At 69.4% G+C, this 24,924-nt stretch carries 23 protein-coding genes and 1 pseudogene; 12 read left to right on the top strand and 12 right to left on the bottom strand.

The genetic code is table 11. From position 1 onward, the window contains the following. Positions 1 to 36: 36 nt before the first annotated feature. The 8 genes from SSMG_RS34590 to SSMG_RS34555 are packed head-to-tail and all read right to left on the bottom strand — an operon-like array spanning position 37 to position 7,617. Positions 37 to 972, bottom strand: coding sequence for a PfkB family carbohydrate kinase (locus SSMG_RS34590; protein WP_009083854.1), 936 nt, complete (start codon positions 970 to 972; stop codon positions 37 to 39). Further along, the gene (locus SSMG_RS34585; protein WP_078561180.1) at positions 965 to 2,371 is read right to left on the bottom strand and encodes a cytosine permease; all 1,407 of its coding nucleotides are present in this window, start codon (positions 2,369 to 2,371) and stop codon (positions 965 to 967) included. Before SSMG_RS34585 ends, SSMG_RS34590 begins: the two co-directional genes overlap by 8 nt. Before the next feature lie 36 nt (positions 2,372 to 2,407). Next, entirely contained in the window at positions 2,408 to 3,397 is a 990-nt protein-coding gene (locus SSMG_RS34580; protein WP_009083851.1) for an ADP-ribosylglycohydrolase family protein, read from the bottom strand. Then, entirely contained in the window at positions 3,394 to 4,134 is a 741-nt protein-coding gene (locus tag SSMG_RS34575) for a GntR family transcriptional regulator (protein WP_009083849.1), read from the bottom strand. Before SSMG_RS34575 ends, SSMG_RS34580 begins: the two co-directional genes overlap by 4 nt. Before the next feature lie 45 nt (positions 4,135 to 4,179). Next, positions 4,180 to 4,803: a response regulator transcription factor gene (locus SSMG_RS34570; RefSeq protein WP_009083847.1), complete on the bottom strand. Its 624-nt coding sequence runs from the start codon at positions 4,801 to 4,803 to the stop codon at positions 4,180 to 4,182. After that, positions 4,800 to 5,987, bottom strand: a complete 1,188-nt coding sequence (locus SSMG_RS34565) for a sensor histidine kinase (RefSeq protein WP_199786070.1) — start codon at positions 5,985 to 5,987, stop codon at positions 4,800 to 4,802. The genes SSMG_RS34570 and SSMG_RS34565 overlap by 4 nt, the downstream gene beginning before the upstream one ends. Then, positions 5,966 to 6,781 (bottom strand): ABC transporter permease, encoded by an 816-nt coding sequence (locus tag SSMG_RS34560; protein WP_009083841.1) that lies wholly within the window; start codon positions 6,779 to 6,781, stop codon positions 5,966 to 5,968. Before SSMG_RS34560 ends, SSMG_RS34565 begins: the two co-directional genes overlap by 22 nt. Beyond that, complete coding sequence (locus tag SSMG_RS34555) at positions 6,778 to 7,617, bottom strand: ABC transporter ATP-binding protein (RefSeq protein WP_009083840.1); 840 nt, start codon at positions 7,615 to 7,617, stop codon at positions 6,778 to 6,780. Before SSMG_RS34555 ends, SSMG_RS34560 begins: the two co-directional genes overlap by 4 nt. Positions 7,618 to 7,754: 137 nt before the next feature. Between SSMG_RS34555 and SSMG_RS34550 the strand changes: the two genes are divergently transcribed. Next, positions 7,755 to 9,476, top strand: coding sequence for an SDR family oxidoreductase (locus SSMG_RS34550; RefSeq protein WP_009083839.1), 1,722 nt, complete (start codon positions 7,755 to 7,757; stop codon positions 9,474 to 9,476). After that, positions 9,473 to 10,072, top strand: coding sequence for a TetR/AcrR family transcriptional regulator (locus tag SSMG_RS34545; RefSeq protein ID WP_009083834.1), 600 nt, complete (start codon positions 9,473 to 9,475; stop codon positions 10,070 to 10,072). The genes SSMG_RS34550 and SSMG_RS34545 overlap by 4 nt, the downstream gene beginning before the upstream one ends. Before the next feature lie 61 nt (positions 10,073 to 10,133). On the opposite strand, the gene SSMG_RS34540 is transcribed toward SSMG_RS34545, so the two are convergent. Next, positions 10,134 to 11,273, bottom strand: a complete 1,140-nt coding sequence (locus SSMG_RS34540) for a citrate synthase 2 (RefSeq protein ID WP_009083832.1) — start codon at positions 11,271 to 11,273, stop codon at positions 10,134 to 10,136. 469 nt (positions 11,274 to 11,742) lie between these two features. Here SSMG_RS34540 and SSMG_RS34535 point away from each other — a divergent pair, with 469 nt between their 5' ends. The 6 genes from SSMG_RS34535 to SSMG_RS34510 are packed head-to-tail and all read left to right on the top strand — an operon-like array spanning position 11,743 to position 16,184. Then, positions 11,743 to 12,045: an urease subunit gamma gene (locus tag SSMG_RS34535; protein WP_009083830.1), complete on the top strand. Its 303-nt coding sequence runs from the start codon at positions 11,743 to 11,745 to the stop codon at positions 12,043 to 12,045. 10 nt (positions 12,046 to 12,055) lie between these two features. After that, a complete protein-coding gene (locus tag SSMG_RS34530; protein ID WP_037715807.1) occupies positions 12,056 to 12,361 on the top strand; it encodes an urease subunit beta in 306 nt (101 codons plus the stop codon). Next, positions 12,361 to 14,082, top strand: coding sequence for an urease subunit alpha (locus SSMG_RS34525; RefSeq protein ID WP_037715806.1), 1,722 nt, complete (start codon positions 12,361 to 12,363; stop codon positions 14,080 to 14,082). The genes SSMG_RS34530 and SSMG_RS34525 overlap by 1 nt, the downstream gene beginning before the upstream one ends. Further along, positions 14,082 to 14,768 (top strand): urease accessory protein UreF, encoded by a 687-nt coding sequence (locus SSMG_RS34520; RefSeq protein ID WP_037715804.1) that lies wholly within the window; start codon positions 14,082 to 14,084, stop codon positions 14,766 to 14,768. Before SSMG_RS34525 ends, SSMG_RS34520 begins: the two co-directional genes overlap by 1 nt. Beyond that, entirely contained in the window at positions 14,758 to 15,459 is a 702-nt protein-coding gene (gene ureG, locus SSMG_RS34515; protein ID WP_009083826.1) for an urease accessory protein UreG, read from the top strand. The genes SSMG_RS34520 and ureG overlap by 11 nt, the downstream gene beginning before the upstream one ends. After that, on the top strand, positions 15,456 to 16,184 hold the full coding sequence (locus SSMG_RS34510) for an urease accessory protein UreD (protein ID WP_037715795.1): 729 nt from the start codon (positions 15,456 to 15,458) through the stop codon (positions 16,182 to 16,184). The genes ureG and SSMG_RS34510 overlap by 4 nt, the downstream gene beginning before the upstream one ends. On the opposite strand, the gene SSMG_RS34505 is transcribed toward SSMG_RS34510, so the two are convergent. Beyond that, complete coding sequence (locus tag SSMG_RS34505) at positions 16,149 to 17,825, bottom strand: cytosine permease (RefSeq protein ID WP_009083824.1); 1,677 nt, start codon at positions 17,823 to 17,825, stop codon at positions 16,149 to 16,151. The genes SSMG_RS34510 and SSMG_RS34505 overlap by 36 nt on opposite strands. Before the next feature lie 246 nt (positions 17,826 to 18,071). On the opposite strand from SSMG_RS34505, the gene pdxH reads away from it, so the two are divergent. From pdxH to SSMG_RS34485, 4 genes and pseudogenes are all read left to right on the top strand, one after another. Further along, positions 18,072 to 18,737, top strand: coding sequence for a pyridoxamine 5'-phosphate oxidase (pdxH, locus tag SSMG_RS34500; protein WP_037715794.1), 666 nt, complete (start codon positions 18,072 to 18,074; stop codon positions 18,735 to 18,737). A gap of 488 nt (positions 18,738 to 19,225) precedes the next feature. Beyond that, positions 19,226 to 20,455 (top strand): annotated as a pseudogene (locus tag SSMG_RS34495) (MFS transporter); the annotation flags it as partial. A 36-nt stretch (positions 20,456 to 20,491) separates the two neighbouring features. Next, positions 20,492 to 21,052 (top strand): DUF3558 family protein, encoded by a 561-nt coding sequence (locus SSMG_RS34490; protein ID WP_037715793.1) that lies wholly within the window; start codon positions 20,492 to 20,494, stop codon positions 21,050 to 21,052. 46 nt (positions 21,053 to 21,098) lie between these two features. Next, on the top strand, positions 21,099 to 22,472 hold the full coding sequence (locus tag SSMG_RS34485) for an APC family permease (RefSeq protein ID WP_009083817.1): 1,374 nt from the start codon (positions 21,099 to 21,101) through the stop codon (positions 22,470 to 22,472). On the opposite strand, the gene SSMG_RS34480 is transcribed toward SSMG_RS34485, so the two are convergent. After that, complete coding sequence (locus SSMG_RS34480) at positions 22,432 to 24,060, bottom strand: thiamine pyrophosphate-binding protein (protein WP_037715792.1); 1,629 nt, start codon at positions 24,058 to 24,060, stop codon at positions 22,432 to 22,434. The two genes, SSMG_RS34485 and SSMG_RS34480, sit on opposite strands and share 41 nt — an antisense overlap. Continuing rightward, positions 24,057 to 24,854, bottom strand: a complete 798-nt coding sequence (locus SSMG_RS34475; protein WP_009083813.1) for a cyclase family protein — start codon at positions 24,852 to 24,854, stop codon at positions 24,057 to 24,059. Before SSMG_RS34475 ends, SSMG_RS34480 begins: the two co-directional genes overlap by 4 nt. Positions 24,855 to 24,924: the final 70 nt, after the last annotated feature.

The raw sequence follows: 24,924 nt of genomic DNA, 5'->3' as shown, positions 1-24,924 counted from the left end.
ATTCTGCCCGGGCAGGTCCGCCGGGCAGCAGGGCCGTCAGCGTGCGCGCCGGAGTGCTTCGTCGATCATCTCCGTGGTCGGCGCGGTCGCCGGTCCGCGCTGGGTCACGGCGAGTGCCGCGGCCACGTTCGCGCGCCGGGCGGCCTGCGTCAGGTCGTTTCCTCGCGCCAGTGCCGCGGCGAGCACCCCGCCGTGTGCGTCGCCCGCGCCGTTGGTGTCGACGGCGGCGACCGGGTAGGCGGGCACGTTCGTCGCCGAGCCCGGCGATTCCGCGGTCGCGACCCAGCAGCCGGTGCCGCCGGTGCGCACGATCGCGGCTCGGCCGCGCACCCGTTTCGCCAGTTCGGGCGCGGCCGAGGCGGGATCTTCGCGGCCGGTCAGGAGGCGGGCTTCCCGGGCGTTCGCGGTGAGGATGTCCGTGCGCGCCAGCACCGCGGCGACCGTCTCGGGAGCGAGGTCGCCGATGAGCGGAGACGGGTCGAACAGCACGCGGACCGGCGCGGGCAGATCCGCCAGCCAGCCCGGCAGCGCATCCGCGTTGCTCCGGTGGGCCAGGCTGTATCCCGAGACGTACACCAGATCGGCCGGGCGCACGGCGATCCGGTCGAGATCGGCGCGGGTCAGGCGGCCTTCCGCACCGGCCGAGGTGACGAAGGTGCGCTCCGCGGTCGCGTCGACCATCGCGACGCAGTAGCCGCTGTCGGTTTCGGCGAGGCCGGGCTGCACGACCTCGAACCCGGACGACGCCAGCGCGGAGCGCACGACGTCGCCGAACGGACCAGTGCCGTACTGCCCGCCGAACACCACCGGCAACCCGTCCCGATGCGCGGCGATCATCGTGTTGTAGCCGCCTCCCGCGGTGAGCGTGCTGGAGGAGGCGACGACGTCGCCGCCGGGTTCCGGGATCGCGTCGACGGTCAGGACGAGGTCGACGATGACGTTGCCGGTGAAAACGAGCCGGGGGTCAGCCACGGGTCTGCTCCGCGTCGGCCGGCGCGGGAGCGTCCAGCCGGCCGCGGGCGCCGCCGAGCGCGAGATATCCCGCTGCTCCCACGGCGAACGCGACGATCCAGGCGATCCCGCTCTGCCCGGCGGCGAGCAGCACGTAGCCGCACACTGTTGCCGCGAGCCAGGAACCGGCCGCGCGCCATTCGATGCCGCCGGTGTACCAGTACCGACCGCCGCGGCCCATGTCCAGCAACGCTTCCGCGTCGTACCAGCGGCGCTTGAGCAGGTCCGCCAGGAACACCGCGAGCCACGCGGTGATCGGGATGGCCAGCAACGAGATGAAGCTGATGAAAGGTCCGTAGAACGAATCCGCGATCAGCATGAAGTAAATCGACCCGAGGAAGGTGACGACGACGTCGACCGCCACCGCCCACACGCGCGGGATGCGCACGCCGAGCGTGAGGGTCGTCAGCCCCGCCGAGTAGACCGAAAGGTGGTTCGACAGCAGCAGCCCGCCGAACGCGGCGATCAGGTACGGCACGGCCATCCACGACGGCAGCAGGTCCCGGATGGCGGCCACCGGGTCGCCCGCGGTCGCCAGTGCCTTGTCGCCCGCGCTCAGCAGCGCGCCGAGGCCGATCAGGACGACGAGCGGGATGCCCGCGCCCGCCGCGCTCGCCGCGACCAGATGTGCCGTCTTGGCACTGGTTTTCTGGTAGCGCGCCATGTCCGCGCCCGCGTTCGCCCAGCCGATCCCGGTCCCCGCGGCCATCGTGCCGATGCCGACGAGAACCGCGCCGAACGACCCGCCGGGGATCGCGGTGACCGCGGACCAGTCGACGGTGGCGACGAGCGCGACCGCCACGACGATGTTGAGCGCCCCGAAGATCCACGTGGCCCACTTCTGGATGACGAGGATCGCCGCGTGCCCGAGCCCGGACACCAGCAGGGTGCAGATCTCGAAGAGCGCGATGGCGGCCAGCGCCAGCAACGGCACGGTCTTGCTGTCCGCGGAACTGCCGAACAGCAACGAGAACAACGACAGCAGCACGAACGCCCCGGTCGTCGTGTTCACCGTTTCCCAGCCCAGCCGGGAAAGCAGCGACACGAACGTCGGGCCCGCGTTGCCGCGCGGGCCGAAGACCGCGCGCGAAAGCGTCATGCTCGGCGCGCCGCCGCGGCGTCCGGCCGTGGAGATCACCCCGACCACGGCGAACGATCCCGCCGCGCCGACCACCGCGACGATCAGCGCCTGCCAGATGTCCAGGCCCTGTATCGCGACCAGCGTCGCGCCGAGCGGCAGCCCGAGAATGGAGATGTTCGCGGCGAACCACACCCAGAACAGCTGGAGCGGGTTGCCGTTCCGCTGGTTCTCGGGCACCGGCTCGATGCCGCGTTGTTCGACGGCGGAAAGAGTGCGCATCGGGATTCCCAACATCGTCGGTGGTTCGGGGAGGGGTCAGGCGCGCAGCGCGAGCAGATCGCGGGCGAGGCGCGCGAGGTCGAGGTCGTTCGCCTCGTCCAGGACGACGCGTTCCCGGTCCGGCCACACCGCCGTACCGTGCGTCGCGCCGAGAATCGCGCCGGCCATCGCGGCGACAGTGTCGGTGTCTCCGCCTAGTCCGGCTGCGACGCAAAGCGTGTCCCAGGGATCGTCGGCCGTCGCGGCGAGCGCGAAGGCGGCGACGACGGATTCCTGCGACGCCACCGAAGTGCCGATCACTTCGGCGACCGCGTCCGCCCGGCGGGACGCGGGAAGTGTTTGGAGATAAGGGATTGCCCAGCGCAACCGCGGGCCGATCTCGCCGCCTGCCGCCCAATGTCCGCGCCGGGCGCCTTCGTCGGCCGCGGCGATCGCGATCTCCACCGCTTCGGCCAGGTCGGCACCGTCGACACCGGCACTCACTGCGGCGCCGACGGCCGCGGCACTCGCGATGCCCAACGAGGTGTTGTGCGTGGCGACGCTGGTCGCCTCGACCGCGTCGACGAATTTCGGCACCGAACGGGTCGAGCGCACGATGCCGAGCGGGGTGATCCGCATCGCCGCGCCGTTCGTCGTCCCGTACCGTCCGGCTTCCTCGGCGGGGAGGCCGTCGGACAGCCGTTGCAGCGCGGATTTGGTGCTGGGGCCGAGAAGATCGAGCGATCCGCGTTCGGCCATGGCGGCTTCCCAGTCCAGGAGCCGCTCGGCGAACACGGCCACGTCGACCTGTCCGGAACCCTCGATCAGCAATTGGGCGAGCAAGACCGCCTGTTCGGTGTCGTCGGTGACCGACCCGGCGGGCATGCCCGCGGCGATCTTCTGCCGGGGACCGGCGGCGAGGAACCCGCGGATCGGCCCGTAATCCTCCTGGATTTCCCGCCGGGACATCGACTGCGTCGGCATCCCGAGCGCGTCGCCGAACGCGAGGCCTTCCAGCGCGCCGAGCGCGCGATCGGCCGCGCTCACCGGGCCCCGCCGAAGGTCGTGTGGAGCCGGAACCGTTTCGGGTCGAGCCAGCTGGTGACCTTTTCGACGAACCGGCCGTCCGCGTCCCAGGAGATCCGCACCGCGTGCAGGAACGCCTCGTCCGGACGCCTGCCGAGCAGTTCGGCGTCGGCGGATTCGAGCGGGGCCACCGCGATCCACTGTTCGCCGCGGGCCGGGGTCAGGCCCTCTTCGGCCATTGTCGCGGTCAGCGAGTCGTCGACCAGGCCCTCGACCGGCACGTCGGCGATCCGGCCGAGCGCGGGGACGCGGCTGCGCTCCAGCGAGACTGCGGTGCCGTCGGCCAGCCGGCGGACCCGGTCCAGCGCGAGGAATTCCATGCCCGCCGACGACACCGACGCGGCGAGTTCGGGGTCGACGACGAGCTGCGCGCGCACGATCTCGGCGCGCACCGCCGCGCCGATGACCGCGAACGCGTGGCCCCAGCTCGATTCGGCGCCGAGCGGCCGTCCGTCGAAGGTGACGAACGAGCCGACCCCGGTCTGCGTGTCGATCAGGTCTTCCTCGGCGAGCGAGCCGAGCGCCCGGCGGATCGTGCCGCGGCTGACCCCGAACCGCTGCGCCAGCTCGTTCTCGCCGGGCAGCAGCGCGCCGTTGCCGTACGTGCCGGCGAGGATCTCCGACCGCAGTTCGCCGGCGATTTCCTGGCGCTTCAGCGTGCCGCGCCGTCGCTGGTCCGGGCTTTCGTGCTCCACCATGCCGCGGACGGTACCTGTACAGTACCTGTACTGTCTAGCCTCGGCTCAGCCGAGCAGGTGCCGGTCCAGCGCCGTCGTCACCGCCGCCGTGCGGTCGGAAACGCCGAGCTTCGAGAACACCCGCAGCAGGTGCGTTTTCACCGTTGCCTCGCCGATGTGCAGCTCACGGCCGATTTCCGCGTTGGTGCGGCCCTTCGCGACCAGCCGGAGCACTTCCACCTCGCGCGCGGACAGCGGCGACACCGGTTCCGGGTTCCGCATCCGGTGCACGAGCTTGCCCGCGACCGACGGGGCCAGCACGGTCTCGCCGCGGTGCGCGGCCCGGATCGCCCCGGCCAATTCGGTGCGCGACGCGTCTTTCAGCAGGTATCCGGCCGCGCCTGCCTCGACCGCGCGCAGGATGTCCGCGTCGGTTTCGTACGTGGTGAGCACGACGATCCGGCGCGCGGGTGTTTCCTTGAGGATCGCGTGGATCGCGCCGACGCCGTCGAGGCCCGGCATGCGCAGGTCCATCAGGACGACGTCGGGTTGTTTCACGCGGTCGAGCGCCACCGCCTCGTCGCCGGACCCCGCCTCGCCGACCACGGTGAGGTCGTCCTCGGCTTCGAGCATGCCGCGCAGTCCTTCGCGCACCACGGGATGGTCGTCGACCAGCATGATCGTGATCACGCGGGCACCTCCAGTTCCAGTTCGGTGCCGCCGTTCGCGCCGGTCCGCACTTCCAGGGCACCGCCCACCTGCTCGGCCCGCGAACGCATGCCGCGCAACCCGAATCCGGCTCCGTCGACGTCCGGGGCGAAGCCGCATCCGTTGTCCGCCACCCGCAACCGGATCGCTCCGTCCACAGCGGACAGCCGGACGCGGACGAGGCTCGCGCCCGAATGCTTGCGCACGTTGGACAACGCTTCTTGCACCGCGCGCAGCAGCACGACTTCGACCGCAGTGGACAGTGGCGGCAGCGCATCGTCCACTTCGCACTCCACCGGAATGCCGCTTTCCTCGGCGAGCCGGTCTGCCTGCCGCTGCACGGCTTCCGGCAACGAACCAGCGGCCAAATCGGACGGTGCGAGCGCGGCGACCATCGCGCGGGCCTCGGCGAGATTCTCGCGCGCCGTGCGTCCGGCGAGCGCGAGATGCTTGCGCACCGCGGACAGGTCAGTGTCCAGTTCGGACTCGATCGCCTGGGTCAGCGTGATGATGCTGGTGAAGCCTTGGGCGAGCGTGTCGTGGATTTCCCGTGCCAGCCGTTCGCGTTCCGCCGCGGTGCCCGCTTCCCTGGACAGCCGGGCGACTTCGGCCTGGCTGGATTCCAGTTCGCGAATCAGCTCTGCGCGGGCGCGGCTCTGCCGCAGGACGTCGCTGGTGAACTTCCCGGCCAGCACGCTGAAGACGATGAGGATCGCGGTCATCGGCAGCAGGACCGACAGCAACTGGTTGTCCCAGCCGCCGTTCAGCACCGCGGAGACGGGTTCGAGCAGGATCAGCAGCGTCGTCGCCACGATCCCGGGGCGCAGTTCCAGCAGCATGAACACCAGCGGGCAGGCGAGGAACAGCACGAAGCTCGCCGTGGTGGTCGCGAGAATGGCGGTGGCGCTCAACGCGATCAGCGCCACCGCCGCGACGACGCGGGCGGTCCCGTTGTCCTCGCCGTGCACGACGCGGCGTCCCACGGCCAGATATCCGACGGCGATCGCGCCCAGCGCGGCCTCGGCGGTGCTCTTCGCCGCCGCCGAACCGTCGTTGAGGAGCACCAGGAGCGCGGTCGCCGCGTAGGCGACCGCGAACAGCACCTCCCAGGACCAGTACGACCGCTCCCACGCGTCGGCCTGGGTCACTTCGCTTCGTTCGTCCACCGGAACGTCACCCTCGCGAGCACCAGGCCCACCACGCACCACACCGCCAGCACCAGCGCCACCTTCGGAAGCTCCCATGTCCCCGCCATTTCCTGGGTCGCGGCCTCCGGCGGAAGGAACACCGAGCGGAAGCCCTGGCAGATCCATTTCAGCGGGAAGAACGACGCGACGTCGACCATGATCCTCGGCAGGTTCGTGATCGGCGTGACGAACACCCCGGAAATGAACTGCAGCACCAAGTACACCAGCTGCACCAGCGCCACGGTTCCGGCCGCGGAACGGGCGACCGAGCTGATCGCGATGCCCAGCAGCGTCGAGGAGACGATCCCGAGCAGCAGCACCCAGACCAGGGTCAGCCACTTCGCCGGATCGGACGGCAGGTGCAGCCGGAACATCAGCATCGCCACCGCGGCCATCAGGACGGTCTGTGCCACGCTGGTCGCCGCGACCATGATCATTTTGCCGACGAAATAGGCCGCCGCGGGCATCGGCGTGCCGCGCAAGCGTTTCAGCGCCCCGATTTCCCGGTCCGCGGCGATGCCGATGCCGACGCTGTTGAACGACGTCGACACGATGCCCGCGCCGATCATCCCGGCGGCGAGCAGCTGTCCGGACGAGACCCCGGACTGCGCGGTCGGGCCGTCGAGGATGGAGCCGAGCAGGATCATCAGCACCGCGGGCAGCGAGAAGGTGAACACCACCTGCTCGCGGTTGCGGAAGAACTGCCGCAGTTCGAGCGCGCCGCGGGCGAGGCCCAGGGGGAACGTGCCCGGCACGGCCATGGTCGCGGTCATGGTTGCTCCCCGATCAGGTCGAGATAGACGTCTTCCAGGCTGGGGCGCGTCACGGTGAGCCCGGCGAGTTCCCCGCGGTCGGCGGCGAGTTGCGAGACGAGCTTCGTCGGGAACTGCGTGCGTTCCTCGTGACTGCCGAGTTCGTCCTGCCACCGCACGACGGCCTCGGCGCGTTCCCGGCCGGCGAGCGTCGCCGGCGTCCCCTCCGCGACGACCGAACCGCGCGCGATCACTGCGAGGCGATCGGCCAGCGCTTCGACCTCGTCGAGATAGTGCGTGGTCAGCAGGATCGTGGTGCCCTCGTGGGCGAGCCCGTCGATGAGCCCCCAGAACTGCCGCCGCGCCTCGGGGTCGAAACCGGTGGTCGGCTCGTCGAGGAACAGCAATTCCGGACGGCCGACGATGCCGAGCGCGACGTCCACGCGGCGGCGTTGCCCGCCGGACAACGACTTCACCCGCGCGCCCGCCTTCGCGGTGAGGCCGACCTGGTCGATCACCTCTTCCGGATCCCGCGGGTTCGGGTAGTACTTCGCGAAGTGCCGCACGGTCTCCGCGACGGTCAATTCCGCCGCGTCGGTCGCTGTCTGCAACACGATGCCGAGGCGGGCGCGCCACGCGCGGCCCGCGGTGCCCGGGTCCTCGCCGAGGACGACGGCTTCGCCCGCCGTCCGCTGCCGGTGCCCCTCCAGGATCTCGACGGTCGTCGTTTTGCCCGCGCCGTTCGGCCCGAGCAGGGCGAACACCTCGCCGTCGGGGATGTCGAGATCGATCCCGGCCACGGCGAGGTGACCCGGGTACTCCTTGCGCAGTCCGCGCACTCGCACTGCTGTGCTCATGCCGTCCAGCGTGCTCCGGCGCGGACGGCTCGCGGGACGTCCGGGCAGTGGAATCCGGCTGTCCGTCGAACGGTGGACACGCTGGTTTCCCGTGGAACCACGGCGCTCGCTGTTGACAAGTTGTCTAACATGACAAGATGTCTCACAAGCAGGTGACTGCCAGCGACGGAGTCCGCCTTTCGGTCCGGGTGAGCGGCAACCCGGACGGGCCCACAGTCGTGCTCGTGCACGGATATCCGGACAACAGCTCGATGTGGGACGGCGTCGCCGAGGAGCTGCGCCGCGAGCACTGCGTGGTCGTCTACGACGTGCGCGGCGCGGGCGAATCCGACAAACCGCGAGAGCGCCGGGCGTACCGGCTGGACCAGCTCGCCGACGACCTCGCCGCGGTGGTCGACGAGGTGCAGCCGTTCGGGAAGGTCCACCTCGTCGCGCACGACTGGGGTTCGATCCAGGCGTGGCACGCGGTCACCGGCGACCGGCTGCGCGGCCGGCTCGCCTCGTACACCTCGCTTTCCGGGCCCAGCCTCGACCACGCCGGCGCGTGGTTCCGCGATCAGCTGACCCGCCCGACGCCGCGTCGCATCGGGCACGCCTTGCGGCAGTTCCTGCACTCGTACTACATCGTCGCGTTCCAGGTTCCGCTGATCCCGGAACTGTTGTGGCGCACGGGAATCATGCGCACGCTGATCCGGAAGCTGGAGCCCGCCGAAACGTCGCCGAAGACGATCGACGGCGTACATGGCCTGAAGCTGTATCGGGCGAACATGGGCCCGCGGTTGTCCCGGCCGCGCCCGCGGCCAGCCGAGATTCCGGTGCAGGTGCTGGCGCCGACCGGCGATTCGTATGTCACCGCGCCGCTGCAGACCGAGGTCGAGCGCTGGGTGCCGGACCTGCATGTCCGGCGCGTGATCGGGTCGCACTGGATTACCCGGACCAAGCCCGAAGTCGTTGCTGCTGCGGCGGCCGAGCTGATCGCGTCGGTGGAAACCGGCGAGGAAACGCGGGCATTGCGGCGTGCGCGGGTCGGTGGCGCGAGCGGTCGCTTCGCGCACCATCTCGTGGTCGTGACCGGCGCGGGCAGCGGGATCGGCCGGGAGACCGCGCTGGCGTTCGCGGCCGAAGGGGCCGACGTGGTCGTCAGCGACATCAACGGCGATTCGGCCGCGGAAACCGCGAAACTGGTGCGGGAGCGCGGAGTCGACGCCGGTGAGTACACAGTGGACTCTTCGGACGGCGAGGCGGTCGCCCGGTTCGCCGAGCAGGTGCGGGACGAGTTCGGCGTGCCGGACATCGTGGTGAACAACGCCGGGATCGGCATGTCCGGCCCGTTCCTCGACACGACGATCGAGGACTGGGAGAAGGTCGTGGACGTCAACCTGTGGGGCGTGATCCACGGGTGCCGCGCGTTCGCGCCGATGATGAAGGAACGCGCCGAGGGCGGGCACCTCGTGAACCTCGCGTCCGCCGCGGCCTATCTGCCGTCGAAGATTCTCACCGCTTACGGCACCACGAAGGCCGCCGTTCTCGCGTTGAGCAATGGCTTGCGCGCGGAGCTGGCCGCCGACGGAATCGGCGTGACCGCCGTTTGCCCGGGGCTGGTGAACACCAACATCACCAAGACCACCACGTTCGTCGGCGTCGACGAGGTCGAAGAGAAGCGGCGGCAGAAGGAATCGTCGAAGCTCTACGCCCGGCGCAATTTCGGCCCGGAACGAGTGGCACGCGACATTCTGCGCGCGGTGGAGAAGAACGTCGCGATCCAGCCGTCCACTCCGGAAGCGAAGGTCGCGCTGGTCCTTTCGCGACTGACGCCGGGTTTGCTGCGTGCGGCGGCGAAACTGGACGTCACGCCGTGAGCCGTCCGCGCCGGATGACCGCGCAGGCCCGGCGGGACGACCTGATCGCGGCGGCACTGGATCTGTTCGGCACCCGGGCTCCGGAATTGGTCACGGTGGACGACATCGTGGCGCGCGCCGAGGTGTCGCGGCCGTTGTTCTACCGGTATTTCCCGAGCCTGCGCGAACTGCAAATGCAGGCGTTGCGCACGGTCACCGACGGTTTGGTCGACCGGCTCGCGACGCTTGAGGAAGGCCCGCCGGAAGAACGCCTGCGCGCGGCCGTGCGCGGTCTGGTCGACGTTGCCGCGCATTACCGCGAAGGCTATGTCGCGTTGCTGCGAAGCGGTTCAGTCATCGCCACTTCGGAGACGGACGCGGCGATCGACGAGGTCCGCAACCGCGCCGTCGAGTTGATCCTGGAAGCGCTGGCGATCCCCGAACCGTCGCCATTGGTGCTGCTGACTTTGCGCTGCTGGACCGCCGTGGTCGAGGGCGCTTTGTTGTCGTGGCTTCAAGAAGGCACGGTCGCACGGGAAACGCTGGACGGCTGGCTGGTCGACCAGCTCACCGCGATGCTCGCCGCCACCGACGCGCACGTGGCCACAACGCCGTGAAGGGCTCCTTGAGGGAATCAGATTCCCTCAAGGAGCCCTTCACGGACTTGGGTCGGCCGGCTCAGATCTGGGTGACGCTGTCCCAGCCCTCGACCTCGGACGGCGTGCGCGGGCCGGGGCCGACGTACTTCGCCGACGGACGGACCAGGCGGCCGGTCTGCTTCTGCTCCAGGATGTGCGCCGCCCAGCCGGCGGTGCGCGCGGAGGAGAACATCGCCGGCATCATGTGCGGCGGCACCTTCGCGAAGTCCAGGATCACCGCGGCCCAGAACTCGACGTTGGTCTCGATCGGGTGGTCCGGACGGCGTTCGCGCAGCTCGGCCAGCGCGGCCTGCTCCAGCGCGGCGGCCACCTCGTAGCGTTCCGCGCCCAGTTCCTTGCAGGTGCGGCGCAGCACGCGGGCCCGCGGGTCCTCCGCGCGGTACACGCGGTGGCCGAAGCCCATCAGCCGTTCCTTGCGGTCGAGGATGCCCTTGACCAGCGCGCGGGCGTCACCCGTGCGCTCGACCTCCTCGATCATCGGCAGCACGCGCGCCGGGGCGCCGCCGTGCAGCGGGCCGGACATCGCGCCGATCGCGCCGGACAGCGCCGCCGCGACGTCCGCCCCGGTGGAGGCGATGACGCGCGCGGTGAAGGTGGAGGCGTTGAGGCCGTGCTCGGCGGCGGAAACCCAGTACGCGTCGACCGCCTTGACGTGCGCCGGGTCCGGCTCGCCGCGCCAGCGGATCATGAACCGCTCGGTGATCGACTTGGCCTCGTCGACCCGCGACTGCGGCACCGCGGGCTGGCCGATGCCGCGCGCCGACTGCGCTACGTAGGACAGCGCCATCACCGAAGCGCGGGCGAGCTGGTCGCGCGCTTCCTCGTCGGTGATGTCGAGCAGCGGCCGGTAGCCCCAGATCGGGGCGAGCATGGCGAGCGCGGCCTGGACGTCGACGCGGACGTCGCCGGTGTGCACCGGAAGCGGGAACGGCTCGGCGGGCGGAAGCCCGGTCCCGAACCGGCCGTCGACCAGGAGACCCCATACGTCGCCGAAGGTCACCTTCCCGGCGAGGTCCTCGATGTCCACGCCGCGGTAACGCAGCGCACCGCCGTCCCGGTCGGGTTCGGCGATTTCGGTCCGAAACGCGACGACGCCTTCGAGTCCGGGCCGGAACCCGTCGTCGGCTTCGTTGGTGGTGCTGATCGTGGAGGTAGTCACTCTTCGCGAACCCTTTCGATGCGCATTCCCCGGCTGTGTTGTGCACGCGCGGACGGGATACACGCTGGCTCCTTGCGCGCCTCATCGCACGGTGGGACAAACCATGCTCCCTTTGCCCGGCTGGGGCAACGGAAGATGTGGTGGTTTCGGTCACGATTACGAGAACGATTCAGTCCAGGTGAGCCCCGTACGCCACTTTCTCCCGTCCGGGGAGGTGGCCGCAGACTGGTACCCCGGTGGACCGCGGGTGAACCCCGCCTTGCCGAAGGCGGACGGGATCACGCTCGGTGTTCGGCATGGCTGCGTGGCGTGCTCAGGAGGGTGGCTGGCGCCGCTGGGCCGAAAGTGCGGAATCGCTGCCGGGTTGTCCGAATTCTTTTCGAGTCCGTCGGACTGGCGCTCTCCGCGCCACGTAAACACTGCGTTGCCGAATCAGGCGGAGCGGTCGCTCCGGTGGTAGACCTTTGCCATGCACCTGAGCCCGCAGGAACGCGACAAACTGCTGGTCCACGTCGCGGCGGACGTTGCTCGCAAACGGCTCGAACGCGGACTTCGGCTCAATCATCCCGAAGCCGTCGCGCTCATTACCGACTACGTCCTGGAAGGCGCTCGCGACGGCCGCACGGTCACCGAACTGGCCGCGGGCGGGCGTTCGGTGCTGACTCGGGCGCAAGTGCTCGACGGGGTGCCGGAAATGGTCGAGTCGGTCCAGGTGGAAGCGACCTTTCCGGACGGCACGAAACTCGTCACGGTGCACGAACCGATTGCTTGAGGAGGAATTCTTGCGGCCAGGCGAGATCATTCCCGGCGAGGAGCCGGTGCCGCTCAATCCGGGGCGCGCTCGGGTCCGGCTGCGCGTGCGCAACCTCGGCGACCGGCCGGTGCAGGTCGGTTCGCACTATCACTTCGCCGCGGTCAATCCCGGGCTGGAGTTCGACCGCGAAGCCGCCCGCGGGCACCGGCTCGACGTGCCCGCCGGGACCTCGGTGCGGTTCGAGCCCGGTATTGACCGTGAGGTCGACCTGGTTCCGCTCAGCGGAAACCGGCGGGTGCCGGGGCTGCGCGCCGAATACGCCGGGGAGTTCTGATGCCGGAGATTGACCGTGCCCGCTACGCGGAACTGTTCGGCCCGACCGCGGGCGACCGGATCCGGCTCGCGGACACCGACCTGCTGATCGAAGTGACCGAGGACCGGTCGATCGGTCCCGGCGGCAGCGGCGACGAGGTGCTTTTCGGCGGCGGGAAGGTGATCCGCGAGTCGATGGGCCAGGGCATGGCGACCCGTGCCGAGGGCGCGCCGGACCTGGTGATCACCGGCGCGGTGATCCTCGACCACTGGGGCGTGGTGAAAGCCGACGTGGGCGTCCGGGACGGGCGCATCGTCGGCATCGGCAAGGCGGGCAACCCGGACACTATGGACGGTGTTGACCCGGCACTGGTGATCGGGCCGTCCACGGAAGTGCTGGCGGGCAACGGAAAGATCCTCACCGCGGGCGGCATCGACTGTCACGTGCATTTCATCTGCCCGCAGCTGGTCGACACCGCGCTCGCGGCCGGGCTGACCACCTTGGTCGGCGGCGGGACCGGGCCGAACGAGGGCACCAAGGCGACCACGGTGACTCCTGGTGCGTGGAATCTCGGCCGGATGCTGTCCGCAATGGACGGTCAACCGGTAAATGTGTTGCTGCTGGGCAAGGGAAACACCGTCCGGCACGACGCGTTGCGGGAGCAGTTGGCGGCCGGAGCCGGCGGGTTCAAGCTGCACGAGGACTGGGGTTCGACACCCGCCGCGATCGACGCGTGTCTCACCGTCGCCGACGAATCCGGCGTCCAGGTCGCGATCCACACGGACACGCTCAACGAGGCCGGGTTTCTGGAGTCCACTGTGGAGGCGATCGGCGGCCGGTCGATCAACGCCTACCACACCGAGGGTGCCGGCGGCGGGCACGCACCGGACATCATCGAGGTGTCCGGGATGGCGAATTTCCTTCCGTCGTCGACGAATCCGACGCGGCCGCACACCGTCAACACCCTCGACGAGCACCTCGACATGCTGATGGTGTGCCACCACCTGAACCCGTCGGTGCCTGAGGACCTGGCTTTCGCGGAAAGCCGGATCCGGCCGAGCACGATCGCCGCCGAGGACGTCCTGCACGATCTGGGCGCGATCTCGATGATGAGTTCCGATGCGCAGGCGATGGGGCGGATCGGCGAGGTGATCATCCGGACCTGGCAGACCGCGCACGTGATGAAAGGCCGCCGTGGCGCGCTTCCCGGCGACGGCGCCGCGGACAATCTGCGTGCCCGTCGCTATGTCGCGAAATACACGATCAACCCGGCGATCGCGCACGGAATGGACGCGGAGATCGGCTCGGTGGAGATCGGCAAACTCGCCGACCTGGTGTTGTGGGAACCGAAGTTCTTCGGCGTGCGCCCGCACGTGGTGCTGAAGGGCGGCTTCCCGGCGTGGGCGGCGATGGGGGACGCGAACGCTTCGATCCCGACGCCGCAACCGGTGCTCGCCCGGCCGATGTTCGGTGCCGCCCCCGCGGTGGCGGCCGCGTCCAGCCTGCATTTCGTGGCCCCGGAAGCGCTGGATTCCGGCCTGGCCGAACAATTCCGGATCGCCCGGCCGTTGGTTCCGGTCGCCAATACCCGCCGCCGGACGAAAGCGGACATGGTGCTGAACGACGCGACCCCGGAGGTGCGGGTGGATCCAGACAGCTTCGCGGTGCGCGTGGACGGAGAGCTGATCGAACCGCATCCGGTGGCCGAATTGCCCATGGCGCAACGGTATTTCCTCTTCTGATGGATCCGGTCTCCCTCATTCTCGCCGATTCCCGGTTCCCGGGCGGCGGCCACGTGCATTCCGGCGGCTTCGAAGAGGTGGCGGCGCGAGGTCTCGTAAGGTCCGAACGCGACTTGCCGGGATTCCTCTTTGGACGGTTGCGTACCGCGGGTCTTCTCGCCGCCGCGTTCGCCGCCGCCTCCGCGCACGCGGCGGCCCGAGCCGTCGAGAGAGGCCATTGGCGACGGCTCGATCAGGAACTCGACGCCCGCACGCCCTCGCTCGCGCAACGGGAAGCGTCGCGAGCGCAAGGCCGAGGCACCGCGCGAGCCGGCCGTGCCGCGTGGCCGTCGTCCGCGCTGTCCCAACTGCTCGCCGAGACTCCCCGGCCGCACCATCCGATCATCACCGGCGCGCTCGTCGGCACCAGCGGCGGCAGCCCCTTGGACGCGGCCACGGCGGTCGCCTACCTCGCGGTGAGCGGCCCGGCGAGCGCGGCAGTCCGGTTGCTCGGGCTGGACCCGTTCGCGGTGAACGCGGTGGTCGCGCGGCTCGCCGGGCCGTTGCGGGACGTGAGCAGCCAGGCCGCCGAAACCGCCGGTGCCGATCCGGCCGAGCTGCCCGCCCCAGCGTCTCCGGCGCTGGATTTGTTCGCCGAGGAACACGCTCGGCATCATCAGGAAGAGGTGCGTCTCTTTGCCAGCTGAACACGGTCACGGGCATTTCCACGCGGTCAACTTCGACCCGACGGCCGCCGAACCGGACCACTACGACGCGGCGCCGACCGCCGGGCGGGCGTACCGGATCGGGATCGGCGGTCCGGTCGGCAGCGGCAAAACCGCGCTCACCGCCGCACTCTGCCGCGCGCTCGGCGACGAGCTGAACCTGGCCGTGGTCACCAACGACATCTACACGACCGAGGACGCCGACTTCCTCCGCCGGGCGGGCGTGCTGGACCCGGAGCGGATCGAAGCGGTGCAGACCGGCGCCTGCCCGCACACCGCGATCCGCGACGACATCACCGCGAACCTCGACGCGGTCGAACGGCTGGAGGAGAAGTTCCCCGGCCTGGAGCTGGTCATCGTGGAAAGCGGCGGCGACAACCTCACCGCGGTGTTCAGCCGGGGGCTGGCCGACAGCCAGATCTTCGTGGTCGACGTCGCGGGCGGGGACAAGGTGCCGCGCAAGGGCGGCCCCGGCGTGACGACCGCCGACCTGCTGGTGATCAACAAAACCGACCTCGCCCCGCTGGTCGGCGCGGCCCTGACCGTGATGACCTCGGACGCCCACCACATGCGCGGCGACCTGCCGGTGTTCACGCAGTCCCTAGTGGACACTCCGGACGCTCCCGCCGTGGCGGACTGGGTGCGTTCGCTGGTGCCGGTCCGGCAGGGGTGAAGGCGCACGCCCGCCTGGTCGCCGTCCTCGACAACGGGCGGACGGTGCTGCGAGAACTGAAGTCGATGGCACCGCTCACGCTCGTCCCGCGTCGCCAGCGCGGCACCGGGGCGGTGGCGCACCTGGTCAACTCGGCCACCGCTCCGCTCGGCGGCGATGAACTGAGGCTCGAGATCCGCGTCGAGGCGGGTGCGGAGCTGAAGCTGTCCGGCGTCGCGGCGACCCTCGCCTTGCCCGGTCTGCGCGAGGTCCCGAGCTTGTCCACTGTGGAGGTTGTCGTCGAGGACGGCGGTTCCTTCGAGTACCTGCCGGAGCCGACCGTCGTCACCGCTCGCGCCGACCACGTCGCGGTGCTGCGCGCCGACCTGGCCGCCGACGCTCGGTTCCGCACCCGGGAAGTCCTTGTCCTCGGCCGAGAGGGCGAACGTCCGGGCCGGTTGTCCTCGACAGTGCACGTGACCTGCGGCGGAGTGCCCGCACTTCGGCAGACGCAGACCGTCGGTGAGGCGCTTTTGGACGCCAGCCTCGCGGTCCTGGCCGGACAACGGGTGCTCGTGACCGAGGTCGAATTCGGCGGACCGCCGCGGCGAGCGGAGTCCGGACCGTGGTGGTCGCGGACCCCGCTCGCCGCGGGCGGCACGCTGACGACCGCGCTCGGTCCGGACGTGGTGAGCGCGTCGAGACTCGGGTTACCCGGCGGTGCGGAAAGTCGGCTCGGGCAGTGAGACCGGGCCGGCGGTGCGGCACATGTCGTGGCAGCTGCTGTCGAGCGTGCAGCACAGCGAGCAGATCGCGCCGCCCTGGTTGGCGCAGTCGGCGATGTCCGGCAGTTCGTACGCGTCGCCGCAGACCGAGCAGGTGTGCGTGGCGGTGAGGTCCGGTTCGACCTCGGGGCCGGAAACGAGGTTGGGCCGCACCAGGTAGTACCGGCCGCGGGTGGCCACCGCGAGCGCCGGCACCAGCGCGACGGCGATCACCAGCGCGAGCAGCGGGCTGAAGGCCGCCAGATACTCGCCGAACGCGCCGAAGTACGCCGCGATCGACACCGCGGAGGCGAGCACCATCGCGCCGAACCCGACTGGGTTGATCTTGTGCAGGTAGGCCCGCTTGAACTCGATGTAACGCGGGGAAAGGCCGAGTGGTTTCGCGATCACGAGGTCCGCGCACACCGCGCCGATCCAGGCGATCGCGACGTTCGAGTAGAAGCCGAGGATCTTGTTCAGGAAACCGAACGCGCCGAACTCCATCAGCGCGAGCGCGATCCCGCAGTTGACCAGCACGTACCAGGCGCGGCCCGGATGGCGGTGCAGGACGCGGGAGAAGAAGTTCGCGAAGGAAAGCGAGCCGGAGTACGCGTTCGTCGTGTTGATCTTGATTTGCGAAACCACCACGAACAACGCGGCGAAGGTGAGCGCGGCCGGTCCGAGCGCGGGCCGCACCGCCTCGAGATAAGGCGCGATCGGCTCCAGCGCGGCGGTCTTGCCGACCGCTCCGAGCGCGAGGAAGGCCAGCAGGGCGCCGCCGATCTGCTTGGCCGCGCCGAGCACCACCCAGCCCGGTCCGGCGGCGAGCACCGCGGCCCACCAGGAGCGCTTGTTCTCCGCCGTTTTCGCCGGCATGAACCGCAGGTAGTCGGCCTGCTCGCCGATCTGCCCGATCAGCGACAGCGCGATGCCCATCCCGAACCCGAAGCCGACCGCGGAGAAGCCGGAACCCGCGCCGTCGATGCCGCCGAACGTCGCGAACTCGGCGAATCGGCCGGGTTCCCGCACGAGCACGACGACGAACGGCAGCACCAGTCCGGCGATCCAGATCGGCTGCGTCCAGGTCTGCATCTTCGCGACCGCGCCCATCCCGTAGAGCGCGAACGGCAGCACGATCAGCGTCGCCAGCAAATAGCCGATCGGCAGCGGAATGCCGAGCGCCAGCTGGAACGCCTGACCCATGATCGAGCCTTCGAGGGAGAAGAAGATCACGGTGAAACTGGCATAGACGAGCGAGGTGAGAGTGGACCCGAAGTAGCCGAATCCGGCGCCGCGGGTCAGCAGGTCCATGTCCACGCCGTAGGTCGCGCAGGCGCGCGCGATCGGTACGCCGGTCACGAAGATCACCACCGCGGCCGCCAGGATGGCGAGGACTCCTGAGGTGAAGCCGTAGGACAGCACGATGCTGGCGCCGATGGCGAAGTCGGCGAGATAGGCGATCCCGCCCAGCGCGGTCGTCGCGACGACGAACGGCGACCAGCGTCGGAAGGACTGTGCGGCGAAGCGCAGCGAGTAGTCTTCGCGTTTTTCGTTCGCGGCGAGCGGGGCGTAGGTGCGCTGGGGCTTTCGCGTGCCGTCGCGTTCGGACAGAGTTTCGGTCATCTGGCCTGCCTCCGTGACTGGGGACGGGTGCCGGAGCAGGTCGAAAGGTAGGTGCGGCCTGTATCGATCAGGGACCAGCCCGTGAACGGCGCGTTACAACTCGGCGTCCTGCGGTTACGGCCCGATGGCGGGCCGGGCGTGGCAGGAGTCACCGTTCGGTGGGTTTCGCCGGGACCGGCGACCCAATACCGTCGCTGGATAGCCGTGATTCGACACCCTCACCAGGGGTAACGGAGGTTGGGCCGGATGACACCGGAGATCGACGAGGCGGTCGTGCGGCTGCCTGGCATGCGGGTGGCTTACGACAGCGCGCCGTTTGACGAGTCCGCGCTCGCGGCCACGTGGCATGACCAGCTGGAAAGCTGGCTGAGCCAGGCGGTGTCCGAAGCGCTCGCGGAACCCAACGCGATGGTGCTCGCGACCGCCGACGCCGAGGGGCGGCCTTCTTCGCGGACGGTGCTGTGCAAGGGCTTCGACGACCGCGGGGTGGTTTTCTACACGAACTACACGTCGGCGAAGAGTCATGACCTGACTGCCACGCGCTATGCGTCGGCCACTTTTCCCTGGTATCCGCTGCATCGTCAGGTGACGATCCGGGGCGAGGTCGAGAAGGTCAGTGCGGACGAGACGGCCGCTTACTGGGCTCAGCGGCCGCGGGGGTCGCAGCTGGGGGCTTGGGCTTCGCCGCAGTCGCGGGTGGTTGAGGGGCGGCGGGCGTTGGATAACGCGCTTCGGAATATCGAGCGTCGGTTCGCCGATGTTGAGGAGATTCCGGCGCCGCCGCATTGGGGCGGGTGGCGGATTCGGCCCGACTTCGTCGAGTTCTGGCAGGGGCGGGAGGACCGGATGCACGATCGGCTTCGGTTCCATCGGACGCATGACGGGTGGCAGGTGGAGAGGTTGGCTCCCTGATCTTTCGGCTCGTCGCCCTGGCGGGCGACATTGCCGGGTTTGTGGTTGCTTGGGCACCCCGATTTTTTAGTGTGACTACGGCGCTGGGGTGCTTGTCAAGGCGGGAAAGATGCCTTGACAAGCACCCCAGCGCCGTGTTTTTGGCTTCGTATCGGGGGCGGGGGAGGTGTGGGTGCCTTTTTGGGTGCATCGGTGCGGTTGTCGGGTGGTGGGGCTAGCGCCCCAATGTGGCATTGGGTGCGTGGGACGCACCGAACGCCACATTGGGTGCATCTGACGCACCCAATGTGGCATTGGGGCGCCTCGTTCCGCGTTGCCAGCTGGCGTCCGGCCAGGCTAGAGGCGTCCCGGATACCGTCTGGGCCAGCATGCGGGGAAAATCACCTGCGCCAGCTTCGTTAGCGCAACTAAGCTGATAGCTCGTGACTTCAGAACCGGGGATACGCCCGCCCCGTACCGGGGCTCGCAAGCTCCTCGGCCGGATTGTCGTCGATACTCGTCCGCTGAGGATTCCGGCGTTTCGGCGGCTTTGGCTGTCCACCGCGGTGACTGCGGTGGGGTCGCAGCTCACTGCGGTCGCGGTGCCGAAGCAGGTTTTCGATATCACCGGCTCGTCTGGTTACGTCGGGCTGACCGGGGCCGTCGCGCTTGTTCCGTTGCTCGTGTTCGGGCTGTGGGGCGGGGCGATCGCGGACGCGGTCGACCGGCGGAAGCTGCTGCTCGTCACCAACGTCGGCGTCGCGGTCACCTCCGCGCTGCTCTGGCTCCAGGCGTTCACCGGGATGCACTCGGTGTGGTTCGTGCTCGGGCTGCTCGCCGCGAACCAGGCGTTCTTCGCGATCAACATGCCTACTCGCGGCGCGGTCGTCGCGCGGTTGGTGCCCGCCACGCTGCTGCCGTCGGCGAACGCGCTCAACACCACGATGGCCACGTTCGGCGCGGTGTTCGGGCCGCTGTTCGGCGGGGCGCTGATTCCGGTCATCGGACTGTCCACTTTGTACTTGGTGGACGTTTGCGCGTTGGCGATCACGTTGATCGCGGTGTGGCGGCTGCCCTCGATTCCGCCGCTCGGCGAGGGGGCGCGCAAGGCCGGGATCGGCTCGGTGATCGACGGGTTCCGTTATCTGGCGCACCAAAAGGTGCTGCTGGCGTCGTTCGTCGTGGACATTATCGCGATGGTCGCGGGCATGCCGCGCGCGTTGATTCCGGAGATGGCCGAGCGGACGTTCGGCGACCAGCCCGGTGGCGGTCCGGCGCTCGGCCTGCTCTACGCCGCGCTCCCCGCGGGCGCGATGCTGATCGGGTTGTTCTCCGGCTGGCTGCACCGGGTGCAGCGGCAGGGCGCGGCGGTCGTGATCGCGATCTGCTGCTGGGGCGCGGCGATGGCGGCGTTCGGGCTCGCGCATTCGCTGTGGCTGGCCGTCGTGTTCATGGCGCTCGGCGGCGCGGCGGACATGGTCAGCTCCGTCTACCGCCAGGCGATCCTGCAGACCGCCACCACCGACGAGATGCGCGGGCGGCTCCAGGGCGTCTTTACCGTGGTCGTCGCGGGCGGACCGCGGATCGCCGACCTCACGCACGGCTGGTCCGCGGCGGCGTGGGGGACCAAGGTCGCGGCGACCGGCGGCGGGTTGCTGGTGATCGTGTTGGTGGTGGCCTCGCTGGCCGTTCTGCCCGGATTCTGGCGGTATCGGGCTCCGATGGAGGAGGGGCACTGACAGGGGCGTTACTGCAAACGGAATAGCATGCCCGATATGCGTGCATATCCGATCGCTCTGCTGATCTCCGCCGCCGCTGTCCTTACCGCCTGCTCTTCCGGCGAGCAGAAAGCCGCCGCACCGGCCCCGCCGCCCGCGAGCAAGGCCCCGGCCTCCTCGTCCGCCCCGGCCGCCAAGACCGCCGATACCTGCTCCCTGCTGCCGTCCGACGACGTCAGCAAGGCGATCAAGATCCCGAACATCACCGCCAAGGCCGGGCCCGCCCACGACAACCCGAGCAACGGCGGCAAGGCCACGAGCTGCGAATACGTCGTCGAGGGCAAGACCGCCGGCGCGCTCGCGGTGACCCGCTACGAAGGGCGCAAGGCCAAGCCCGCCGACATGATCGACGCGATCAAGAAGGCCAAGCCGGGCGCGGTCGACGTGCCGGGCTTCCCGGACGGCGCCGTGTTCTACACCGACGAGCAGAAGACCGCGACGCTCGCCGCGGCCAAGGTGTCCAACGGGGTTCCGGTGCTGGTCAACTACACCGGACCGGTCAAGATGACCAAGGAAATGATGACCCCGCTCGTGCACACGGCGGTCGCCAAGGCCTGACCGGCCGACTTTCCGTACGCGTCCGGACAAGGCACACTAATCGCCCATGACGGACGTGAGCGAGGGCACATCCGAGGTCGCCGAACCCGCTTTGCTGCGGGTCATGGGCCCGAAGCTGCTCCTGTTCTTCGTGGTCGGCGACATCATCGGCACCGGCGTGTACGCGCTGACCGGACAGGTGGCCGGACGCGTCGGCGGCGCGTTGTGGCTGCCGTTCCTGCTGGCGTTCGTGGTCGCCTTCATGACCGCGTTCAGCTACCTCGAACTGGTCGGCAAATACCCGCGCGCGGCCGGCGCGGCGCTGTACACGAACAAGGCGTTCGGGGTGCCGTTCCTGACCTTCATGGTCGCGTTCGCGGTGATGTGCTCCGGGATCACGTCGGCGTCGTCGGCCGCGGTGGCGTTCGGCGCGACCTATCTCGCGGCGTTCGTGAAGCTGCCCACGGTGCTGGTCGGCATCGCGTTCGTGCTTCTGCTGGCGTTGGTCAACTTTCGCGGCGTCGGCGAATCGGTGAAGGCCAACGTCGTCCTCACCTGCATCGAACTGTCCGGGCTGCTGATCATCATCGGCGTCGGCGCGTGGGCGGTGCTGAACGGGGACGGCGAACCGGCGCGGCTGGTCGAGATCGACACCGCGGACAAGACGTGGCTGGTCGCCATCTCCTCGGCGACGTCGCTGGCGTTCTTCGCGATGGTGGGTTTCGAGGACTCGGTGAACATGGCCGAGGAATGTCATGACCCGGTACGGATTTTCCCGCGCGCGATGCTGTGGGGCATGGTCATCGCCGCGACGATCTACGTGCTCGTCTCGGTGACGTCGTCGCTGCTGGTCCCGGCTGCCGAGCTGGCCGGCGCGAAGAGCGACGCGCTGCTGAAGGTGCTCGACGTCGGCGCGCCGGGCTTTCCGCGCGAGATCTTCTCCGCCATCGGGTTGTTCGCGGTGATCAACTCCGCGCTGATCAACATGCTCATGGCCAGCCGGTTGCTGTACGGGCTCGCGAACGAACGCGTGCTGCCGCCGGTATTCGGCCGCGTGCATCCGACTCGCCGGACGCCGTGGGTGTCGATCATCTTCACCAGCGTCATCGCCATCGGCCTGGTGTCCTTTGTGGACATCAGCGCGCTCGGCGGGACGACCGCGTTGCTTCTGCTCGTCGTGTTCGCCATCGTCAACATCGCGCTTTTGGTGCTGCGCAAGGACAAGGTGGCGCACCGGCATTTCCGTGCGCCGACCGCGGTGCCGGTGCTGGCCGCGGTGTTCTGCCTGTACCTGGTCAGCCCGCTGTCCGGCCGCCCGGCGCAGGATTACCAGGTGGCCGGCCTCCTGCTCGCCGTCGGCCTCGTGTTGTGGGTGGTCAACCTCCTGGTGAAGCGGGCGCTCAGTGGTGCGTCATCGCGGCCTGGAGCCACCAGGCGCTGAACCCGGCGATTTTCGCGTCGACCACGAGCGGACGGTCGAGCCCGGCGGCGACCCGCGTCGCCACCTCGGCGAGGTCTTCCTTGGTGCGGACGGTAACCGCGTCGCAGCCGTAGCCGCGGGCGATGGCGGCGAGATCGGTGTCGGGGAAGGTCACTGTATCGGCTGGATGTCCGCCGGGCTCGAAGAAGTAGACCTCAGCGCCATAGGCGTGGTCGTTGTAAACGACGATCAGCATCGGCAGCTTCAGCCGGACGACGGTTTCCAGTTCGGCGATGCTCATCAGGAACCCGCCGTCCCCGCACGCCGCGACTGGGAAGCGGTCCGGCCGGGCGAGCGCCGTGCCGATCGCGGTGGCGAGTCCGAGGCCGATCGACTGGAACGCCTGGGTGAAGCAGAAACCGTTCTCGTCCGGGACGTCGAGGTACATCGTGGGGTAGCCCATGAAGTTGCCGGAATCGACGCCGACGACCCGGTTCGCGGGGAGGAGTTCGTCCAGTGCTGCGGACAACGTGCGCGGGTCGATGACCTCGCCGGTGCTGACGTCGTCGTATTCGTTGTCTCGCCAGCGGATTTCCCGCGCGATCCGGGTCTTGAGCTCGGCGCTGCGGTATCCATTGTGGACTTCAAGCAGTTCGGCCACCGCTAGAGCGGTACCGCCGACATCGCCGACGATACCCAGGTCGACCGGTCGGTTCCGGCCCAGTGCAGCGGATTCCAGATCGACCTGCACCAAAGTCGTTTCCGGTGAGAGCAACCGGCCGTGCGCGGTCGTCCAGTCGTTGAGCGCGGAACCCCAGCCGACTACGACGTCCGCGCCCTGAATCAGCTCGGTGGTCAGCGGAGAAGAAAACCCACCGGACACCCCGATCGCCCACGGCTCGCCAGCGAACAGTCCTTTCGCGACGGCACCTTCGGCGAGCAATGCTCCACAGCGGTCCGCCAGCGCGACTAACTCTGCCCGAGCAGCTCGAGAACCGCGTCCACAAAGGAATACCGGACGCTCGGCTCGCTGCAGGATCGAAGCGAGCGCCTGCACCTCCGCCTCGGCGGCACGCGGCTGTGGCAGCGCCTCGATCGCGGTCAGTCCCTCGAGAAGACTTTCGTCGAACGGTTCGGCCTGGACCTCCAGCGGAAGTCGCAAAAGGACAGTTCGTCGGTCCTGCCGAGCCTGAGTGAACGCCCGCCGCACGTCGGCCAATGCGGTTTTCGCGGACCGCACCAGAATGCTGCTCGCGCCCACGGACCGGGCCAGGGCGTCCTGGTCGATGTGGAAGTTCGACAGCGGATCCGTCGCCTCGGCGGTCACGACGACCAGCGGCGTCCGGCTCTTCGCTGCTTCGCCGATCCCGGTGGTCGCGTTGCCCAGTCCGCAGCCCTGATGCACCGACACTGCCGCGACCTCGCCGCTGCACCGCGCGTAGGCGTCGGCCATCGTGGTCGCGCCGCCCTCGTGCCGGGCCGCGACGAACTCGGCCCCGCCCTGGATCAGGCCGTTGGTGAAGTGGAAGTTCCCGCTGCCCACCACCCCGAACGCCTTGCGGACGCCGAACCGCGCCAACGCGATCCCGACGGCTTGGGCCACGTTCACGACCGGACTCCCGGCGTCACCGCGAGCACCCGCGCCGGGCTGCCGGTCCCGCCGACGATCGGCAGCGGGCAGACCACGACGAGCGCACCGGTCGGCGGCAGCGAACCGAGGTTCTGCAAGGAAGTAATGCCGTATTTGTCCGCGCCGAGCAAATGGTGGTGTGCGGGCATCGGCGGGTCGAGCGCGAAGCCGTTCCCGGCGTCGATGCCGACGGTTTCCACGCCGTAGCCCGCGATCGGCGTTTCCTCGGCGAGCCATTTCGCCGCGGCGGCCGAGATGCCGGGCGTGTGGCTGGTCCCGTCGGAAAAATTGAGGAACGCGTCGCGGTCCTGCGCGTATCGATCCCAGCCGGAGTGCACGAGCAGCCAGCCGCCCGCGCGCAACGGTCCGTGCTCGGCTTCCCAGGCCTGGATGTCGTCGATCTCCAGCAGGAAGTCCGGGTTGTCGGCGACGCGCGCGGAGATGTCGAGAACGTGCGCGGGACCGATCAGCCTGCCGACCGGCAGCTCCGAAACGTCCGCGCCGTCGCGGTTGGAGATCCAATGCCGCGGCGCGTCGAGGTGGGTCCCGATGTGCTCGCCGGTGTGGATGTTGTTGTGCCGCCACAGCGGTCCCGAATCGTCGAACTCGCTGACCGATTCGAGGCTGAAGTCGATCAGGTTCGCGAACGGTTCGGGCAGCTGGAGGGTCGGCGTGGCGGCGCTGAGCTTGTTGGTGAGGTCGACGACCTGCAGCCGGCCCTCGGCCAGCTGGGTCAGGAGCTGGTCGACCCCGGTCTCGGCGGGGGTGCTCATCGGTGCGTCCTCTCGGTCGCGGGGCGCGCTATTGCGGATCCTTGACGGTCGTTGACAGCGCGGAAGGCCC

This window comes from Streptomyces sp. AA4, assembly GCF_000158875.1.
Classification (GTDB): Bacteria; Actinomycetota; Actinomycetes; order Mycobacteriales; family Pseudonocardiaceae; genus Amycolatopsis.
Note: the sequence above shows the minus strand (reverse complement) of the source record. Positions and strands in the feature narration are given on the sequence as shown.

Bases quoted from the DNA above. Each gene is read 5' to 3' on its own strand.
- SSMG_RS34555 (WP_009083840.1), bottom strand. From the start codon at position 7,617: ATGAGCACAGCAGTGCGAGTGCGCGGACTGCGCAAGGAGTACCCGGGT.
- SSMG_RS34585 (WP_078561180.1), bottom strand. From the start codon at position 2,371: ATGCGCACTCTTTCCGCCGTCGAACAACGCGGCATCGAGCCGGTGCCC.
- SSMG_RS34475 (WP_009083813.1), bottom strand. From the start codon at position 24,854: ATGAGCACCCCCGCCGAGACCGGGGTCGACCAGCTCCTGACCCAGCTG.
- SSMG_RS34520 (WP_037715804.1), top strand. From the start codon at position 14,082: ATGGATCCGGTCTCCCTCATTCTCGCCGATTCCCGGTTCCCGGGCGGC.
- pdxH (WP_037715794.1), top strand. From the start codon at position 18,072: ATGACACCGGAGATCGACGAGGCGGTCGTGCGGCTGCCTGGCATGCGG.
- SSMG_RS34485 (WP_009083817.1), top strand. From the start codon at position 21,099: ATGACGGACGTGAGCGAGGGCACATCCGAGGTCGCCGAACCCGCTTTG.
- SSMG_RS34525 (WP_037715806.1), top strand. From the start codon at position 12,361: ATGCCGGAGATTGACCGTGCCCGCTACGCGGAACTGTTCGGCCCGACC.
- SSMG_RS34560 (WP_009083841.1), bottom strand. From the start codon at position 6,781: ATGACCGCGACCATGGCCGTGCCGGGCACGTTCCCCCTGGGCCTCGCC.
- SSMG_RS34535 (WP_009083830.1), top strand. From the start codon at position 11,743: ATGCACCTGAGCCCGCAGGAACGCGACAAACTGCTGGTCCACGTCGCG.
- SSMG_RS34490 (WP_037715793.1), top strand. From the start codon at position 20,492: ATGCGTGCATATCCGATCGCTCTGCTGATCTCCGCCGCCGCTGTCCTT.
- SSMG_RS34505 (WP_009083824.1), bottom strand. From the start codon at position 17,825: ATGACCGAAACTCTGTCCGAACGCGACGGCACGCGAAAGCCCCAGCGC.
- SSMG_RS34575 (WP_009083849.1), bottom strand. From the start codon at position 4,134: ATGGTGGAGCACGAAAGCCCGGACCAGCGACGGCGCGGCACGCTGAAG.
- SSMG_RS34550 (WP_009083839.1), top strand. From the start codon at position 7,755: ATGTCTCACAAGCAGGTGACTGCCAGCGACGGAGTCCGCCTTTCGGTC.